The sequence below is a fragment of the Ferrimonas lipolytica genome, assembly GCF_012295575.1.
Lineage (GTDB): Bacteria > Pseudomonadota > Gammaproteobacteria > Enterobacterales > Shewanellaceae > Ferrimonas > Ferrimonas lipolytica.
The window spans coordinates 3,231,056-3,249,502 of sequence record NZ_CP051180.1 but is presented as its reverse complement, the minus strand read 5'-3'; the positions used below and the strand labels follow the sequence as shown (position 1 = coordinate 3,249,502).

12 protein-coding genes are annotated in these 18,447 nt (G+C 48.5%); 8 read left to right on the top strand and 4 right to left on the bottom strand.

The features are described 5' to 3' along the window. Positions 1–1,686: 1,686 nt before the first annotated feature. The gene (locus HER31_RS14790) at positions 1,687–3,282 is read right to left on the bottom strand and encodes a cation:proton antiporter family protein (RefSeq protein WP_168661639.1); all 1,596 of its coding nucleotides are present in this window, start codon (positions 3,280–3,282) and stop codon (positions 1,687–1,689) included. Positions 3,283–4,039: 757 nt separating this feature from the next. Here HER31_RS14790 and HER31_RS14785 point away from each other — a divergent pair. Further along, positions 4,040–5,122, top strand: coding sequence for an efflux RND transporter periplasmic adaptor subunit (locus HER31_RS14785; RefSeq protein WP_168661637.1), 1,083 nt, complete (start codon positions 4,040–4,042; stop codon positions 5,120–5,122). Positions 5,123–5,130: 8 nt separating this feature from the next. Then, on the top strand, positions 5,131–8,202 hold the full coding sequence (locus tag HER31_RS14780) for an efflux RND transporter permease subunit (protein ID WP_168661635.1): 3,072 nt from the start codon (positions 5,131–5,133) through the stop codon (positions 8,200–8,202). A 573-nt stretch (positions 8,203–8,775) separates the two neighbouring features. Here HER31_RS14780 and HER31_RS14775 read toward each other — a convergent pair. Beyond that, positions 8,776–9,804 (bottom strand): hypothetical protein, encoded by a 1,029-nt coding sequence (locus tag HER31_RS14775; RefSeq protein ID WP_168661633.1) that lies wholly within the window; start codon positions 9,802–9,804, stop codon positions 8,776–8,778. Positions 9,805–10,386: 582 nt separating this feature from the next. On the opposite strand from HER31_RS14775, the gene ardA reads away from it, so the two are divergent. Then, positions 10,387–11,916 (top strand): acrylate reductase flavoprotein subunit ArdA, encoded by a 1,530-nt coding sequence (ardA, locus tag HER31_RS14770; protein WP_168661631.1) that lies wholly within the window; start codon positions 10,387–10,389, stop codon positions 11,914–11,916. 114 nt (positions 11,917–12,030) lie between these two features. Further along, positions 12,031–12,327 (top strand): cytochrome c3 family protein, encoded by a 297-nt coding sequence (locus HER31_RS14765; RefSeq protein ID WP_168663383.1) that lies wholly within the window; start codon positions 12,031–12,033, stop codon positions 12,325–12,327. Positions 12,328–12,448: 121 nt separating this feature from the next. Here the strand turns inward: HER31_RS14765 and HER31_RS14760 are convergent, their stop codons facing one another. Then, the gene (locus tag HER31_RS14760; RefSeq protein ID WP_168661629.1) at positions 12,449–13,309 is read right to left on the bottom strand and encodes a LysR family transcriptional regulator; all 861 of its coding nucleotides are present in this window, start codon (positions 13,307–13,309) and stop codon (positions 12,449–12,451) included. Between the two features lie 104 nt (positions 13,310–13,413). On the opposite strand from HER31_RS14760, the gene HER31_RS14755 reads away from it, so the two are divergent. The 3 genes from HER31_RS14755 to modA all read left to right on the top strand — a co-directional run bounded on the left by HER31_RS14755 (position 13,414) and on the right by modA (position 16,482). Continuing rightward, positions 13,414–14,043 (top strand): TetR/AcrR family transcriptional regulator, encoded by a 630-nt coding sequence (locus HER31_RS14755; protein ID WP_238786841.1) that lies wholly within the window; start codon positions 13,414–13,416, stop codon positions 14,041–14,043. A 143-nt stretch (positions 14,044–14,186) separates the two neighbouring features. Next, a complete protein-coding gene (locus HER31_RS14750) occupies positions 14,187–15,305 on the top strand; it encodes a pyridoxal-phosphate-dependent aminotransferase family protein (protein WP_168661627.1) in 1,119 nt (372 codons plus the stop codon). A gap of 400 nt (positions 15,306–15,705) precedes the next feature. Further along, positions 15,706–16,482: a molybdate ABC transporter substrate-binding protein gene (gene modA / locus HER31_RS14745; RefSeq protein ID WP_168661625.1), complete on the top strand. Its 777-nt coding sequence runs from the start codon at positions 15,706–15,708 to the stop codon at positions 16,480–16,482. Positions 16,483–16,491: 9 nt separating this feature from the next. On the opposite strand, the gene HER31_RS14740 is transcribed toward modA, so the two are convergent. Next, positions 16,492–16,947 carry a hypothetical protein gene (locus HER31_RS14740; protein WP_168661623.1) on the bottom strand — a complete coding sequence of 152 codons (456 nt, stop codon included), beginning with the start codon at positions 16,945–16,947 and terminating at the stop codon, positions 16,492–16,494. A 924-nt stretch (positions 16,948–17,871) separates the two neighbouring features. Here HER31_RS14740 and HER31_RS19010 point away from each other — a divergent pair. Continuing rightward, the gene (locus HER31_RS19010; protein WP_168663379.1) at positions 17,872–17,958 is read left to right on the top strand and encodes a cytochrome c3 family protein; all 87 of its coding nucleotides are present in this window, start codon (positions 17,872–17,874) and stop codon (positions 17,956–17,958) included. Positions 17,959–18,447: the final 489 nt, after the last annotated feature.

Below are 18,447 nucleotides of genomic sequence, written 5' to 3'. Positions count from 1 at the left end.
GAAGATCCCCCTCTAATGCATACAAGAATCGCGACATAGTCTCCTAAAAGCACCGAAATCGGTGAAGCCGAAGGCTTAAGATAAACTTCAACAGCTAACTACGACACAGCCCTTTTTTGTGTTGGCTTTGGGCAAAGTAGTGACGACAGACAGTGACAGTAAGATTTTTTGAAAAAGTTTGAACTTTTATCATCGGTTCGCGTCTTACTTTACAGATTCATCATCATCTCCTTTGTTTTACTGAACAATGTTTGCCATCTCTTTTAGAGGTGGTTTTTTTTTGCCTGTGTATCAACTGAGTGTTGTTCTGTCCAATGTTGTTAAAGCACCGGTTAGGCGAGTTTTGATACAAGGGCAAAGCACTACCGTGGTCGACCTTTTGCCCCTTTGGGGGCCGTCGCCACCGCGACATAACCCCTTAAGAGTACTGCAATCGGTAGAGCCGAAGGCTTGATATAAACCTCAACACTTAACTGTGACACAGCTTTTTTTGCCGGTAAGCATAGTGCAATACAAATATGCCTTGGTGAACGAGCTGAAGATAATTAGAAAACTAGCTAATTTAGTTGGTTATCTTCATGTCGAAAAATTAGAGAAATTTTTTTCCTGGGGTTGGAACTTTCTGGAGTGGACAGCGTCTTACTTAATAGATTCATCATCATCTCCTTTGTTTTACTGAACATTGTTTGCCATCTCTTTTAGAGGTGGCTTTTTTTTGCCAGCAACAAAGTGACTGCAGTAATCCTCACGGAGCTAGAACGCTGCGTTATGCAACCACGCTTCGTTGCTAAAATCTGCGGTAGCACGCGGCAATACGCCCAAATCAGGTAGTAATACGACGGCATCGATAAACAGTTCCGCTTTGTTTGAGTGATAGCCTAAGGCGATCAGGCCTCCCTATAATCCCCAAAAATCTGGCTGAACAACGATCAGTCCGTCACCATGGATTTTTTCGCTGTGATGATAATGGCTAGATTGTTGAGCATTGGGACAGCATTTAAGGGGGGAGCCAGCACAACCCCAAATCGCAGCAGTATGTACTAGCGGAAACGGGCGAGTGTTGATGATGAGTGATACCAGTTTGAAACCGGCTAATTATTTAAATAATCGCAAAATCGTTGGAACTTTTTCAACAGCAGGTCGTCTTATTTTACAGATTCATCATCATCATCTACCTTGCTTAACTGAATTTAGTTTGCCACTTCTCTGAAGTGGCTTTTTTTTGGCTGAAATTCATAGTCTGAAAAGTTTTAGAAAAAATCACTGGCGAGGGAACTAACCCTAATTAGGGGCGTCTTATTAACTAGATTCATCATCTCCCTGCAAGAAAGATTCTTTTTCCGCTTCTGTTTAGAGGCGGTTTTTTTTGGCTTTGTATCAACTAAGTGTTGTTCTTCCAATACTGTTAAAGCACCGGTTAGACGAGCTCCGATACAAGGGGCTAAGCACTACCGTCGTTGATCTTCTGCCCCTTTGGGTGCCGTCGCGGCGAGGTTTACTGCCACATCTTTCGTGCCGCTCTCGGCTAAATAACCACATTAATTAGCGGATAGAATATTTTGCTAGACTGGTGTGGCTTTGGGAGCAGTGCAAAGCGATGCTAACAGGTATCTCTGTGTCTAAAGGGTGCTCGAAAGAGGGAGCATAGAGTGACAGCGTAAGTTACAAAGGCTGTCACTCTAGCGACTACATCGAACGAGTGTATTGCAGCGATGGTGGTAAGGTCTCAATAATCGAATCGGCCAAACCGGTACCGGCAGCATGGTAGATGTTGTAGACGTTATGTACTCCCATCTCTAGCAGCGCATCTTGCTCATCGTGATAACGAACCACTGCGGAGATCTTACCCTTGTAATGACTTTGGCTGATGAGCTCGGCGGTACTGAGATTACCGTGGTGTGACGGCATCGCTAATACAATTAGGTGAACGCTGTCTACTGGCAGCAGCTTGTCCCAAAAGTCGGTGTCTGTACCATCACCAAGTATCGCTTTGCGGCCATCATTGGTATGACGATCGATAATCGAGGATTTGTGGTCAACTCCCAATACCACGTCGCCATATTGTTCCTTAAAGGCGTCGTAAGCGGCTGAACCAATACGGCCCATGCCAAAAATGATGATCTTCGGTGTCCCTAGGTCAATGGGTTGATCTTCAGGATGCAGCGGGGTTCTTTCGACGTTGGTTAAGCGCAGCTGTAACCAGTGATAGAGCGGTTGGGCGTATTTAACCAACGGTGCCGAAACCAAGAAACTAAGCGAAACCATCAAGGCGATGATCCGTAACCAACTGTCAGTTAATGCGCCGGTGGCTAAGGCGGCCGTCATGACAATCAGGCCAAACTCGCTGAAGTTGGTAAGGCTAAATGAAGTCATCATCGCTGAACGTAAACGGAATCGCGCTCGTAATAGCAGGGCGACAAACAACCCTAGTTTTAACGGCAACAGCAGTAACAGCGCCAAGGCAGTGTATAGCTCATCGATGGTGGGGAAGCCCTGCAAGCCAATGCTGAGGAAGAATGCCACCAGAAACAGTTCTTTGAACAGAAACAGCGATTTTGCCAGTTCAGATGATTTACTGTGGCCAGCGAGTAATATCCCCATAATCAGTGCGCCAAGATCGGGCTTGAGCCCAACGGCTTCGAACAGCGCCGCCCCTGGAACCAAGGTCATGACCAAACCAAACAACACCAGCATTTCACCGTGTCCACAGCGATCCATCACCTTAGTGAGCAAAGGGCGTACTGGTATTAGCAGCAACAACGACAGTGCCCACGGTGAAGGTAAAACTCCTTTGCTGAAAGTTAGATAAAGCACCGCAAACAGATCCTGCATGATCAGAATGCCGATGGCTGTACGGCCATATAGCGATTCGGTATCGCCACTTTGCTCAAGGGACTTAATTACAAATACTGTACTAGAGAAGCTGAGGGCGAAGCTGACCAATATCGCTTGGGACAAATCGAGTTGCGGTAGCAAACCGATCCCAGCAAAGGCCATGAGTTTTATTAGCGCGGTAAACAGTCCAATCGTGATCAGCAAGTGGCCACTAGCGCCAGCCCAAATCTCCGTTTTCAACAGGCTACGCAGATCCAGCTTCAAGCCGATGGCGAACAACAGCAGTAGTACGCCGAGATCGGCAAACTGAGTGATCAATTCGGCTTGATTGGTGCCGACGGCAAATAGGGCAAATCCGGCACCGAGGTAGCCTAATAACGGTGGTAAGCCAACAGTGGCGACCAACAACCCAAAAAGTAATGGCAGAGCTAAAGTAATCGGTTCCATTTGATGCTTTTGTTGTAGCCCTTAGGGCAATGAATTAATGGCGTTACCGGTGTGGTGTTTGCAGAGGCAGCCAAACTACAATGCATGTTTGCTATTTGTTCCCTTAAACCCCCTTCATGATATCGGTGGTGAACCGAGATCGTAACCATTTCTGCAGTAATTTTATTCCTGTTTGTGTCGGTCGATTGTGGTTATCTCGATGTTGAATTCACAAATTGTAGCCACCTTCTGCGTTAGTCTAGATCCCAGTTTTAGTTATTGCGCAATGGCGTATACAGCGGTGCAGTGATGCTGTTTTAGTTAAATTTTTTGGTTGTGTACTAACTAAGTGTTGCTCCTTCCAAGGCTGTTAAAGCACCGGCTAGGCGAGTTTTGGTGCAAGGGGAAGGCACTACCGCCGTTGATCTTCTGCCGCATTGGAGCAGTCCAGCGAAGCGCTGTGGACTGCGACCTAAGGCAAAGGGGGATTCCAAAGGGGGCGAAGCTCCCCCTAATGCACATAAGAATGTGCCGTCGCCACCGTTCCCTAAAAGCACTGAAATCGGTAGAGCCGAAGGCCTGATATAAACCTCAACACTTAACTGTGACACAGCCAATTTTTTGATGTGTTTGTAATGATTTTTGGTGACTTGTTTGCGATTGGTTAACGCTTACAAGTTTGCTCATAAGAATAGATTGGTATTTGTGTGTATCTGTTTAGAATTGCTCACCAAATTTGTTTTTCAATATGTGCCGAAATCGGTTTGAAGGATCGTTGATGTTTAAGCGAATTATGTTGGTATTGGGCATAGTCCTAATTGTGTTAGTGATGTTGGGCGCGGTGAAGTACCAACAGATCAAAGAGAGTATGGCTCATTTTGATAACTTTACTCCACCGCCAGTAACCGTATCAGCGGTACCGGTTGAGCAGGTTGAATGGCGGCCGATGATTGCTACTGTGGGTTCATTGCATTCAATTGAAGATATTGAGGTAGCGGCTGAAGTTTCCGGTATCGTCGAAAGTATTCAGTTTGAAAGTGGTCAAAAAGTTGAAGCAGGACAATTACTGCTGACTTTGAATGATGAAGTGGAGCAGGCCAATCTCGAAAGTTACTTGGCTCAAGCGGAATTGGCCCAGATTAAATACCAGCGTAACGCCAATTTGTTTAAAAAGAAGAACGTTTCTGAAACTGACTTAGACCAAGCCAGTGCGGATTTGAAAGTGGCTAATGCCATGGTTGCTCAAACTCGCGCCACCATTGCTAAGAAGAACATCAAAGCACCATTTACCGGTACTTTAGGCATCCGTCAGTTCTCTCTTGGTGAGTTTATTGATAACGGCCAAGCCCTTGTAACACTGCAGGACTCACGAATTTTGTACGCAGATTTTGCGGTGCCAGAGCAGTACTTCCCATCCTTGTATCAAGGTCAGGACGTGCAGTTCACCGTAAGTGCTGTACCAGCAAAAACCTTTACCGGTAAAGTGATTGCGATCGAATCCAAGATTGATGAAGCCACTCGTAACATCGAAATCCGTGCTCAGCTACCAAACCTAAGTGGCGAGCTACATCCTGGTATGTACGCCGACATTCGCTTGTTGATGAAAGAGATGACTTCACCACTGGTGGTTCCTTCGACAGCGATTGCATTCAGCCCATTTGGTGATGCGGTATTTGAAGTGTTGAAAAACGATGCTGGCGAACAAATCGTTAAGCGTCGTTACGTTGAAGTGGGTGAGCGCCGTGGCGATCAGGTCGCCATCTTAAGCGGTCTTGAATCAACCGCCTTGGTTGTGAATGCTGGCATCACTAAGCTAGAAAACGACACCAAAGTAACCCTATCTGACGCAGTTAAGCTGTAGAGGCGTAGATGAAATTTACTGATGTATTTATCCGGCGCCCGGTATTGGCCATTGTGCTTAATATCTTGGTGCTAGTGTTTGGTGCCCGCGCCTACATGGATATGCAGGTACGCGAATACCCAGATATGGAGATTGGTCAAGTTGATGTCACTACCGTCTATCCAGGTGCCGACGCCGATCTAGTACAGGGCTTTGTAACCAACCCAATTCAGGAGGTTATCTCCTCCGCTGAGGGTATTGATTACGTCACTGCCAGCTCCAGTGCTGGCGTCTCCACCATTTCGGTCTTCCTGAACCTTGGTTACGACGCTAACACTGCCATGGCAGAGATTCTCACCAAGCTAAATGAGGTGAAGAGCCAGCTGCCACAAGATATCGATGAGCCGGTGATCTCTAAGAGCACCGCTGGTGGCGACGCCATTATGTACTTGGCGTACATGAGTGAATCGATGAGTGGTGTTGAGATCACCGATTATCTTAAGCGCGTGGTACAGCCAAAGTTCACCGAAGTGGATGGGGTTGCGGAAGCTGAGCTCTATGGTGCCAAAGAGTTCTCGATGCGTATTTGGCTGGACCCAGTGCGGATGCAAGCGAATGGGATCTCTACCAACGACATTAACAGCGCCCTAACCACCAACAACTTCCAGTCGGCGGCCGGTGAGGTAAGCGACAGCTACACCGTAACCACCGTACGTGCATCAACCTCTTTGCAGGATGAACAAGCGTTCGGCAACATCACCGTTAAAACCGATGGCGTTAACGTGGTGCGTCTACGCGATGTGGCACGGATTGAGTTGGCGGCCAAAGATAACTCGGTGTATGCCATGTTAAGTGGTCGACCATCGATCATGGTGGGAATTAAAACCACGCCAGACGCGAACCCGTTGGACGTATCCAAGCGAATCTACGAGGTGTTGCCTGAGATTGAGCGCAACCTTCCCGATGTGCTAGAGCAGCAGATGAACTACGACAGTACTGAGTACATTCAGGAGTCGATCGACGAGGTAATTACTACCTTGGGCGAAGCGGTGGCAATTGTAGTAGTAGTGGTATTCCTGTTCTTAGGTTCGCTTCGTAGCGTGATGATCCCAATCGTAACTGTACCTCTTTCGCTGCTCGGCGTAGGTATGTTTATGTTGGGCTTTGGCTTCTCTATCAACCTATTAACCCTGTTGGCGTTGGTAATGGCCATCTCTTTGGTAGTAGATGATGCCATCGTCGTGGTTGAGAACGTTCACCGTCACATCGAAGAGGGGTTAACCCCAATTCGAGCTGCTGTGGTTGGAGCTCGTGAGATTGCGATGCCAGTGATTGCCATGACCATCACCTTAGCTGCGGTATACGCGCCAATCGGCTTTATGGGCGGTATTACTGGGTCTTTGTTTACTGAGTTCGCCTTTACCCTAGCAGCAGCGGTACTGATCTCTGGCTTCATCGCCTTGACTCTGTCGCCAATGATGAGCTCGAAGCTGCTTAACAAAGAAGATTTGCACAAACCGTTTCCGCAGATGCTGGACCGTCACTTTGATACCGTGCGCGGCGTTTACAAAAAGATGTTGTTCCAAGTGGTTGCGCACTACAAAACCGCGATTGCTTTGGCTGCGGTGCTGCTGTTCTTAGCCATTGGTATCATGTTTACCATGACCAAGTCTGAACTGGCACCAACCGAAGACCGTGGCTTTATCTTCAACATCGCTTCTGGCCCAGATAACGCTAACATCAACTTCAGTTCGGCCTTTGCTAAGCAGTTTGTTGAGGTTGGTGAGTCGCTGCCAGAATATGACATGAGCTTTATGTTCGCTGGCTTCCCGACGGAAGGCGGCTTTATGTCTGGTATCGGTTTGAAGCCATGGAGTGAGCGTGAGCGCAGCCAGATGGAGATCCAACCACAGCTGCAGAATATGGTGAAAGGCATTGCCGGTGTTGAAGTGTTTTCTATCAACCCACCTTCACTACCTGGGGTAGCCATGGGCTTACCTATTGCGTTCGTCGTTACCTCTACCGCTGATCACAACACCCTGTTTGAGGTGATGGAAGAGCTCAAGCGTGAAGCTCAGCAAAGTGGCATGTTTATGGTGGTTAACTCCACCCTGAAACTCAACAAGCCGCAGGTACATATCGCCATCGATCGTGAAAAAGCTGGTCAGCTCGGCATTTCAATGCAGAGCATTGGCAGTGTACTGGCGACCCATTTAGGTGAGTTCCGGACCAACTACTTCGATATCGGCGGCCGTAGCTATGAGGTTATTCCTCAGGCGCAAGCGAGCTACCGTAGCACCGCTGAACGCATTGCTGAGCTGTACGTTCCTACTGGCGAAGGTAAGTCGATTCCACTGTCTACTGTGGTTACCGTGAGCAATGAGGTTATCCCAAACTCACTGACCCAGTTCCAGCAGTTGAACTCGGCCACCATCGAGGCGATGCCAATGCCGGGCAGTGTAACCGTTGCTGACGCGCACCAATTCTTGGTGGCTAAGCTGCAAGAGATTGCACCAAAGGGCTTCGCTTACGACTTCTCAGGTCAAAGCCGACAGTTTGAAGATGAGGGTAACGCCCTGTACGTCACCTTTGCCTTAGCATTGATGATCATCTTTTTAGTATTGGCTGCACAGTTTGAAAGTTGGCGCGATCCAATCGTGGTATTGACCACGGTACCGCTGTCGATCTTCGGTGCGATGATCCCACTGTTCTTAGGGGTCGCCACGTTGAACATCTACACTCAGGTGGGTCTGATTACCTTGGTTGGTTTGATCTCCAAACACGGCATCTTGATTGTTGAATTTGCTAACCAGCTGCAACGTGAAGGCCGCTCTAAAGTGGAAGCGGTGGTGGAATCCGCCAGCTTGCGTTTGCGTCCTATCTTGATGACCACAGCAGCGATGGTATTGGGCGTAATGCCACTGGTACTGGCTTCCGGTGCCGGTTCGGTCTCACGCTTCAATATTGGCCTGGTGATTACCGTTGGTTTGTCGGTAGGTACGTTGTTTACCCTGTTTGTGGTACCAGTGTTCTATACCCTACTGGCTAAGACAGTAGACAACGAACGTGAAGCCGCCTTGTTGGCTGCAACCAGCAGCTAGCCACAAGCGTGGTAAACAAAAACGGCTTCAACCTAGGTGGTTGAAGCCGTTTTTTTTGGCTGTGTACTAACTAAGTGTTGTTCTTTCAATACTGTTAAAGCACCGGCTGGGCGAGCTCGGATACAAGGGGTTAAGCACTGCCGTCGTTGATCTTCTGCTGCTTTGGACTGCGACCTAAGGCAAGGGGGGATTCCAAAGGGGGCGAAGCTCCCCGCTAATGCATACAAGAATGTGTCGTCGCCACCGCGACATCCTCCCCCAAAAGCACCGAAATCAGTGAAGCCGAAGGCTTAAGATAAACTTCAACAGCTAACTACGACACAGCCCTTTCAAACGCCACAATCGGTAGAGCCGAAGGCTTGATATAACCCTTATCTGTGGCACCGCCATTCCAAAGGCGGTGTACCAACTAAGTGTTGTTCTTCCAATACTGTTAAAGCACCGGCTAGGCGAGTTGCGATACAAGGGGGAAAACACTACCGCGGCTGATCTTTCTCCGCATTGAAGCTGTCCAGCGCAGCGTTTTGAACTGGGACCTGCATGAGCGACAACTGCAGCATCAATCTGTTTTGTTTACACCACTAACAACAGCAACATAGTGAGCAAATGAACTAGGCTAAAAGCGAGTAAAAATGCGGCCGGCATCAGCTTCAGAATGGGCCAGCTGGCGCGGCCAAACATCGCTAATAGATTTAATGAGATCACTACCAAGGCGCACAGACAAACGATATTAACCAGCAGCACAATTGCGGCCAGCTGAGTCGAGGTACTGAGCAGAGAAAAGATTTGGTAGTCATGTAGGGCCACCATGGTAACGTCACGACTGATGAAGGTTTTCGCTAACCAAAACTCAGCCAGTTGAGCGCTTGCTTCAGCAGGAAAACCGAGGATGTCGAGCCACCATTGAGCTACTGCAGTGATGCCATCGCCAAAGGGCAACTCGCCGTTAGCGCTGATCAAAAATGTTTCGATAAAGGCGATGATCAGTAAACGGTTAGCCACCATTTTATAAGCGCCTTCGAAGTAACTGCTGACGCGTTGGTACAGTGACATGGGGGAGATGTGCAGAGTGAGCGGCTCTGGGTTTGGGTCGCGTCCGAGGATCCATGGCAGCACCAAGGCAGCAAACATCGGCAGGGCAATGGTTGCCGCAAACAGTTGCCAAGCTGAGTAACCCAGACTTGCCAGTGATAGACAGGTGATGCCACCACTAGAGCAGAAACCGATGGTGAGCATAGTGAAACGTTGACGAGTCGACAGTTTAGCGAGCACTGGGAAGAGTATAAGCAGTACCTTTGTGTTGCCAAACAGCGAACTCAGGGTACCGAAGAATAAGCTCGACTGGTAACGAGAGCCGCCATTAAAACATACGTTCGGTAGGTAACAGGTGATGGCGTGGTGTAGCAGTGCCAACAACAGCACTAACAGTAAGATTCCCGGCGCGACCTTGCCGAGAAAGTCGCAGGTCATGTGCAGATTGTTGGCTACCCAGTCGTGACCGAACTCGGCATTGACTAACATGGCATACGCCGATAATAAAAACAGTACGGTGATCTGTACTGTTTTAGGGGCGCTAAATTTCTTATAGATTGAGATATTCAAATGACCATTTGCCCAGTTATAAAAACGTAGCCAGTTACTAATAACTTAGTTTCCGATAAAAACGTCACTTGAATAGTGTAAATATAAACATAGAGTGAGGTTGTGATCTGCTGCTTAATATATTGTCTGACTTCATACCTTTGAACAGTAATAACCCTCACTGTGAAATAATTTCATTTGGTTGGAGGTGATTTCCTATCGGGTTAACACTATTTGGTGAAAGCGTTTATAGTTGGCCTTTACGATTTATTAATAAATTGCGCTTTAGTTACCCTTCCGGTAGCTACAACCATCATTGAGTTTGGTTTAATCGATCAATTTGTGGGGTGTAACTCAAGCTTATCGATAATGTTAAGTGTTGCTGTGCTCGGCTATAAGTTTTTGAATTAAATTCTATTAATGACAATGTAACTCTATCGGTATTCACAGTTTGGAATGGCTTCCATCGCCACAATAAGTTGAATGCGAATTCGAGTTGTGCTCACCACTAGCTTTAGTTTTGTTTCTGTTAAACGCTACGCATTTTGGAACAGGTTCCAAGCCTAACATCTTATTGAGTTCACCAAATAAGGTAGTTATCCGATGAGCAACGTAGACCTGTTAGGCCGCCGCAAGTTTATTACCGGCCTTGGTATTGCAGGAGCCGCAGCAGCGACTCCATTCGCTATGCCAGCCCTCGCTTCCTCCGTCAGTGCCGAAGGGGTTAAGTGGGACAAAACCATTGATATCGCAATTATTGGTTCCGGTTTTGCGGGACTAGCCGCAGGCATTGAAGCCAAGCGACAAGGCGCTAAAGACGTCACTATTTTTGAAAAGATGCCAGTGTTTGGTGGTAACTCCGCCATTAATGGTGGCTTGTTTGCTGCACCGGGTACACCGATGCAACAAGAGAAAGGCGTAACAGACTCTGTTGAAACCATGGTTGCCGATCAGATGAAATCCGGCCGAGGCATTGCTGATGAAGGGCTGTTACGCCATGTGGCAGAGCATGCCATGGAAGCGTTGCAGATGACCCTTGATGCCGGTTCTGTGTATCACCCGTACTTGCAACAGTTAGGTGGTCACTCGGTACCACGTACCTACCAAACCACGGTGTCTTGTGGTGCAGGTATTACTCAGCCGCTGTTGAAACAGTGCCGCAAAGAGGGTGTTGAGACCGAAAACCGCGTTAAGTTTGCTGGTTTTGTGCTGGATAAAACCGGCAAGGTTGAAGGTGTTAAGCTGATTAAAGGCTATTACTTCGGCGAAGAGGACAGTGGTAAACCGTACTACGTTCGCACTAATCGCGGGGTGATCATGGCCACCGGTGGCTTTGCGCAAAACGTCAATCTGCGGATGGCTCAGGATCCAACCCTAACTGCCGAAGTTGGTTGTACCAATGCTAAGGGTGCTACCGGCGAAGGCATGTTTGAGATGTTCCGCCTCGGTGCTGTGCCGGTACATATGGCTCACATCCAGTCTGGCCCATGGGCATCACCTGATGAAGGTGGTTTCGGCTACGTATCCAACTACTCGATCTTCAACTTCCCGCACTCAATCGCGATTAATCGTATGACGGGCCAGCGCTTTATGAATGAGATTGCTGACCGTAAGACTCGTGCAGATGCCGAATTGAACTGTCGTGATGGCAACGGTGATCCACTACCACCCATCATGATCACCAGCTGGGAGCACGCTAAACAGCACCCGAACGCGAAGAAAGTACTTAAGTATGGGGTTGGTTGGAAGTTCGACACCCTAGAAGAACTGGCGAAGCACTTTGATGTACCTGTAAAAGCCCTGAAACAGCAAATTGAAGAGTACAACGGCTACGTTAAGGCCGGCGTTGATAAGCAGTTTGGTAAGAACATGGGTAAAGCTAAAGGCAAATACATCGAAGCACCATACGGTGTGGTTCGCTTATGGCCGAAGGTACACTACTGCCAAGGCGGTGTGCAGATCACCAAGAAAGCTGAAGTGTTAGACAGCTTTAGTGGTGCACCAATCCAGGGACTGTATGCCGCTGGTGAAGTGACCGGTGGTGTGCATGGGATCAGCCGTTTAGGTAGCTGTTCAATCCCAGAGTGCATGGTGATGGGCATGACCGCTGCACGCAGCATTATGGGCGCATAAGCGACTGACAACGAGGATATAATTATGAAAAAACTTATTGCGCTAGCCATTGCTGCCACCTTCTCTGTTGGTTGTTTTGCTGCTGAACCTGCTGCGGATGAATCACTGATCAAAATGGGCGTTAAAGACGGTCGTAGCTTCCACGAGATGAACTACGAAAGTGGCTGTGATTCCTGCCACGATAATGGCATCAGAGTGCGTCCGTCTGACGATGCCTGTGAAGCCTGTCATGACGTTGATGATTTGGCTGAAGCGACTACTCGTGAAGGTGAGGAAGCACTGCAAAACCCGCATGACAACTTACATTACGGCAAGGAAACCCCTTGTACCGAATGTCATGGTGAGCACGAAGCGAAAGCGCCGCTGTGTAGCGAATGTCACACCTTTAAGTTTGACGCGCACAAACGCTAATTCACATCGATTGAGTTAGCGAACTCCCTGCTTTTAACCCCTGTTCAGCTGTGCTGGCAGGGGTTTGTTACTTTTAGCAGGGCGGAGCGAAGGGAGTAACCTGTAACCATTGTGAGTGCGATTATTTGTGCACCATGCTGTTGAGGTTGGCCTTAATCAGTGCCACCAGCTGTCGCACTGTGTGTTTATCGGCGTTGGGATTGATATAGATTGACTCGTTGAAGGCCGGCAGTTGCGGTAGGTTGTGCTCGGCCGCATCTAATTGTTCCATATGCTCGTTAACCCGGAACTCCGCAATAGGAGCAATGGCTAAGTCTGCTTCGACCGCTGAACACAGCGCATAAGGGCAAGGGGTCGATAAGGTCAGGTGGATTGGACGCATTGAGATACTGTGGTTGGCGAACACCTGAGTGCGGATCGGGCAGTTTTCTGGATACAGCGCCATCGGGATCTGTTGCGCCAACTTGGCTTGACCATTTTTAGCACCAACCCAAACAAAATTGCGCTCGAACAATAGCTCTGCTTGTGGTTGCGGCTGCCAATGGGTAGCGATGATGGCATCAAATTCGCCGTTATTGAGGCGACTAATAAGATTTCCACTAACGTCAGTATCAATGACCAATTGGATACTGGTGAACTCGCGAATAAACTCAATCAAGCCGCTTTCTAGGTACCATTTGACGTAATCAGTAGGTACGCCAATCCGCAGCAAGGTTGGCTTTGGTTGCTCGGTCATGGCATCGAAGGCTTGGTTGTTTAGCGCAACCAATTGGTAGGCGTAGTTCAGCAGCTTTTCGCCAGCGTCGGTAAGAGTAACCCCTCGATTGTCCCGCTCTAACAGCGTTTGGCCTACGCTCTCTTCTAACCGTTTAATCTTAAGGCTTAATGCTGATTGCGTGCGACACATTCGTTGCGCTGCTTTTGACAGGTTGCCAGTTTCGGCGACAGCAATGAAACTGTTGAGTAGTTCAATCTTCAGCATCTGGCATTTAACTTTATTAATGATGCTAACAGTATTACTCACTTCGGAGTATGGCAAAAGGCTGGTACTGTCTAGGCGTGATTTAGCACAACAATGTAGGTGGGATGATGAGTACATGGCAGCAACGTGGAGATTATTTGGTGTCGATTGCACAGCATTGTTTGCAAGGCCATAGCCATTTCGACCTGTGTCGTTCCCATCTGGTTAAAGCCAGTCAGATCTCCCGTGGTACCATCTACAACCATTTCCCTTGTGAAGCGGATCTGAAACTGGCGGTGATCACCGCTGAACTTAGCCATCAACTCGCGCAAACTAAGTTAGTTGAAGCCCACTTTACCGATTCGCTGCACCAATTCTTGTACCACCACTGCAACCGGCTTCATGAAGTGGTTTGCAAGCGTCGCTTTAGCTACGTCCGTGATCTGCCGGACGAAGCGATGCTGGAGCAAGCCAGTGAGCAGTATCGAAATACTTACCTGCGGGTGGAGCAACAATACTCCCGTTGGAACTCTCAATGCGTTGATGCCATTGGCATTGTGCCGGGTTTTGATCGTAAGGCATTGGTGAAAAGCTATATTCGGGGCTGCATGATTGAAGCGTTAGATAATGTCCATCAATGTGGCAACATCATGCTGTATCAACAGTTCAGTTTTGCGGTGGCACAGCTGTTGGGCCACTCCGATAAACGCCTGCCGGCGGGGCAAGCTATGCTCGATTGGTTTGATAGTCAATAACCCCTCAACGGTTGAGCTAGATTCAACGCCATCGCTACCGTCAATCACAGCATCAGCAATGCACAGTTTTGATCTGGTTGACCCTTTTACTCTTTGTGAAGTGTGGTAGCGTAACTGCATTCTAATATGCAGGAGCTACCACCATGTCTATCAACGCCTTTAACCCAACCCCGCGTACATTGATGGGGCCAGGCCCTTCCGATGTTCACCCGCAGGTACTGCAGGCACTGTCTAAACCAACTATTGGTCACTTAGACCCGCAGTTTGTGGCAATGATGGACGAGGTCAAAGCGCTGATCCAATACGCCTTCCAAACCGAAAACCCGTTTACCATTGCCGTCTCAGCCCCGGGCAGTGCAGGCATGGAAACCTGTTTTGTTAACTTGGTTGAGCCGGGTGATAAGGTGATTGTGTGTCGCAACGGCGTGTTTGGCGAGCGGATGCGCCAAAACGTGGTGCGTGTTGGCGGTGAAGCCATTTTGGTGGAAGACAGCTGGGGTGCTCCAGTCAGTGTTGATAAAGTGGCAGCAGCATTAGCGGCTCACCCAGACGCCAAGTTCCTCGCGTTCGTCCATGCGGAAACCTCAACCGGAGCTTGCTCCGATGCCAAAGCGCTATGTGCTCTTGCACAGCAGCATGACGTATTGTCCATTGTTGATGCGGTAACCTCTCTAGGTGGGGTGGAGCTACGGGTTGATGAGTGGGGTATTGATGCCATCTATTCTGGCAGCCAAAAGTGCCTATCTTGTGTCCCAGGTTTGTCGCCGGTGTCGTTCTCAGCCAAAGCGGTAGCGAAGCTGGAAGCGCGGCAAACACCGGTACCAAGCTGGTTCCTCGACCAAACCCTAGTGATGGGCTATTGGGCCGGCGACGGTAAGCGCAGCTACCACCATACTGCGCCAGTGAATAGCCTCTATGCGCTGCATGAATCACTGCGCCTGCTGCAAAACGAAGGGCTAGAAAACGCTTGGGCTCGCCACCGAGCGATGCATGAGCAACTTAAAGCCGGGTTAACTGAGCTGGGGTTGGAGTTTGTGGTTGAGGAGCAATACCGATTGCCGCAACTGAATACTGTTTATATCCCACAAGGGATTGATGACGCCAAGGTTCGTACGGATCTGTTGAATAATTTCAACCTAGAGATTGGTGCTGGCTTAGGTGACCTAGCGGGCAAAGCATGGCGGATCGGTTTGATGGGTTACGCGGCACGGCAAGAGAACGTGTTGCTGTGTTTGGCCGCACTGAAGCAAGCAATCAAGTGAGTTATCAACATCGCGATGGTTAACAGCGCGAGTGACAACGAAAACAAAGGGCGCCTTTACGGCGCCCTTTGCCTTAGGTCGCAGTCCAAAACGCTTCGCTGAACTGCTCCACTGCGGCAGAAGATCAATAGCGGTAGTGCTTTACCCTTGTATCGCGACTCGCCAAGCTAGCGCTTTAACAGCCTTGGAAAGAGCAACACTTAATTGGTACACAGCCAAATAGAGGGTGCTGGACTTACCAATTGCAATCTCGAAAATTGCTGGCACAGCGCCATACATAGTCAATGTCGTTGTGGTGACAGTATTAAGCGACAGGTCGCAAAGTTTTCCGGTATGGCGCTAGTGCCATTGCTGTGGTGTGATTACACTAACGACTGATTTGGATGAGGAATATGCTCTGATGGATAGATTGGCTGTAAAAGGGCTACTACTAAGTACTTTGCTTGGTATTACCACCACCACCACCGCGGCTGAACTGCGAGTGGCTGTAGCTGCAAACTTCAAGCATACGTTGGAACTCATTGCCGCGGATTATCAGCAGCAAACCGGAGTTAAGGTGCGCCTTTCAGCTGGCTCGACCGGTGCGTTATACACCCAAATTCGTCACGGTGCTCCTTATGATCTTTATTTTGCCGCTGATATTGAGCGCCCTAAGCTACTCGAGCAACAACAGCTGATCCGCAATGGCAGCCGCATAACCTATGCCGTGGGTGTACTTGCGTTTTGGACACCAGGTCAATTGGCCAGTAATGAGCTGCTTGCGCAGTGGCAGCCGCGTTTATCTATTGCCAATCCTCGCACCGCCCCCTATGGCGTGGCAGCTGAGCAGTCATTGCAACAAGTTAGGCCGAATGATTTTCCACCGTTGGTGCGTGGCAGTAACATCTTGCAGGCATTTCAGTATGTGCAAAGTGGCAATGCCACCGGTGGTCTAGTTGCGATGTCCCACCTTAAAGCGGAACAGGTTGCTACGGATGAGTTCTGGCCCATCCCTCCAAACTGGCACGATCCTATTGAACAGCAAGGGGTGGTATTAAGCCGGACGACTCAAGTTAAAGAGGCTTGCAGCTTTTTACGTTACGTAGCCCAAGCTAATGCTCAGTTAGAGCACAGTGGATACCTTACCCATAGCATTGATGGAGTGGCACTAGAGCAGCAATGCCTTAGTGCCGAATAGGGAACGCAATTAACGTCCCATGCTGCGGTGGCTATCGCGTCGCTGCGCTAACATCTTTTGCCAGTGCTGATGCAGATTAAGTAGCTGTTGCTGCAGCTGTTGCAGCTCAGGTGACAATTCAGGATCGTATTGCTTCGAAGCAAAATGCTTACTCACGCTGAGTACCAGCATCGAAATTTGTGATGGTTGCGGTTGGTCCAGTGCCTGCAATACCGTTGCTTGAGCCGCGACTGCCAACATCTGTAACAACACCCCATTATCGATCTGCTCGTTATCCAGCAGCTCTGGCTGCTGTGCTAGCACCATCTCGGTGATCTTATTGGCTACCTGGTCGATCCCGGTTGCACCGCGAAAGTAGTTATGTACCTCGGCTTCTGTGGCAATCGCTAATTCAACCGCTTTGGCGCGTTCGGCCATCTGCCATTTGCCGCTCATAGCGCGACGGTAGTGAAATTTATCAGTCATAGTGAAGCTTTAAAAAAATCGATAGGAATAGCGTAACAACCCTTGACGTGGGTTGCTGTGGTAATTGCGTAAGTTGTTAAGGGAGATTTATAACAGCTTACGTAACGAGTAATAAACTCCAACAGCTTCGGGTCGAGCTTAGCAGCCAGTTTTTCCTTATTTAGGATGTCGATAGCGCCATACTGTTTCACTACAATATCGTCTTGCTGAAGCTGCTTAATCACACCACGGGTAATTCGAACAACTCGACCAAGCAACCGCTGCGAATGCAGAACGGCACTTGGCTGAAAAGGTTCGCCTTTTTTAGCGCTATCGCATAGCTCGCCGGTAACCGTTCATCAACCACCGTGGGGTCAATATTGGCGCTGAGCCGCTGCACAGAGAGACTAAGTATCGGTCCGTTTGGCTTAAAAAGTATTTACTGTCTGAGTCAATTATATCGCTTGGCGGAGTCACTCGCTGAGGTTTTCAACAGGCTGCGTCACAGTTAAGTGTTATATCAAGCCTTCGGCTCTACCGATTGCAGTACTCTTAAGGGGTTATGTCGCGATGGCAGCACCCCAAAGGGGGCTTCGCCCCCCATTTGGAGTCCCCCTTGCCTTAGAACGCCGTCCAAAACGCTTCGCTGGGCTGCTCCAATGTGGCAGAAGAACAATACTTAGTTGGTACACATCCTTTCAACAAGGCTTAGTGTTTAGCAAAATGCTCTGGTCGTTTAGATCCTAATTGCCTTTTCAATGCTGAGCCTTTAAAACATCTATTTCGTCGGAAAATTCGTTCCAGTGGCTCCTTTTAAGTAAATAAATACTTAAAAAATGTGAACGGTTGGCAATGGAAATATCATCCAGATTCCATGTTGTGACCAGCCACTATGCCACCATCACGGCCGCTCGATTTACTGTTCAATGTTGAACTGAACCAGCGATGGCTAAGTTGCAGTGCGAATCCTGCCATGCCCCACACAGTTCCTTGTTTGATGCCGTGGGCACCGTGTTTGCTAGAGGGCGTTGATATTAATGCTAACAGTGGCTTTTACCATGGCTTTGCCTAGCTCACTGAGATGGTGCTGATTCGTCTTATGGCAGAGCGATAGCCTAGCGCCCCTTGCTACTATTTGCTCAGTGGCATCCATTGCTCTAATTACGTCACCGTGTCGACATTGAGCTGACGGTGACTTAGGTGCTGTCTACTATGTCGATATAGCCGTATTTTTCCCAGCCCTCATTTGTTGCAGCGGCTTTAGCGCGTCAGCGTAATACTGTTGAGTAGCCTAGCTTCAGTTTATTGTGAACAGGTTTATTTAGATTCGCTGGTGAAAATATATAGATAGTACAGGCTACTCCTTGATAATTAGGTTCAGATACACTCGCAAGTTACATTTTAATAAATTTAAAATTTGTATTTGTCATTATTAAATTTGGTTTGATGTTTGTGTAACTGTTCTTAAAAATATATTTGTTATAATTCGTTTACTACAAAGTGATAAATCGATCACAAAAC

Excerpts from the sequence above, each read along its gene's own strand:
- HER31_RS14790 (WP_168661639.1), bottom strand. The coding sequence starts at position 3,282 with ATGGAACCGATTACTTTAGCTCTGCCATTACTTTTTGGGTTGTTGGTC.
- HER31_RS14785 (WP_168661637.1), top strand. The coding sequence starts at position 4,040 with ATGTTTAAGCGAATTATGTTGGTATTGGGCATAGTCCTAATTGTGTTA.
- HER31_RS14780 (WP_168661635.1), top strand. The coding sequence starts at position 5,131 with ATGAAATTTACTGATGTATTTATCCGGCGCCCGGTATTGGCCATTGTG.
- ardA (WP_168661631.1), top strand. The coding sequence starts at position 10,387 with ATGAGCAACGTAGACCTGTTAGGCCGCCGCAAGTTTATTACCGGCCTT.
- HER31_RS14765 (WP_168663383.1), top strand. The coding sequence starts at position 12,031 with ATGGGCGTTAAAGACGGTCGTAGCTTCCACGAGATGAACTACGAAAGT.
- HER31_RS14760 (WP_168661629.1), bottom strand. The coding sequence starts at position 13,309 with ATGCTGAAGATTGAACTACTCAACAGTTTCATTGCTGTCGCCGAAACT.
- HER31_RS14755 (WP_238786841.1), top strand. The coding sequence starts at position 13,414 with ATGATGAGTACATGGCAGCAACGTGGAGATTATTTGGTGTCGATTGCA.
- HER31_RS14750 (WP_168661627.1), top strand. The coding sequence starts at position 14,187 with ATGTCTATCAACGCCTTTAACCCAACCCCGCGTACATTGATGGGGCCA.
- modA (WP_168661625.1), top strand. The coding sequence starts at position 15,706 with ATGGATAGATTGGCTGTAAAAGGGCTACTACTAAGTACTTTGCTTGGT.
- HER31_RS14740 (WP_168661623.1), bottom strand. The coding sequence starts at position 16,947 with ATGACTGATAAATTTCACTACCGTCGCGCTATGAGCGGCAAATGGCAG.
- HER31_RS19010 (WP_168663379.1), top strand. The coding sequence starts at position 17,872 with ATGGCTAAGTTGCAGTGCGAATCCTGCCATGCCCCACACAGTTCCTTG.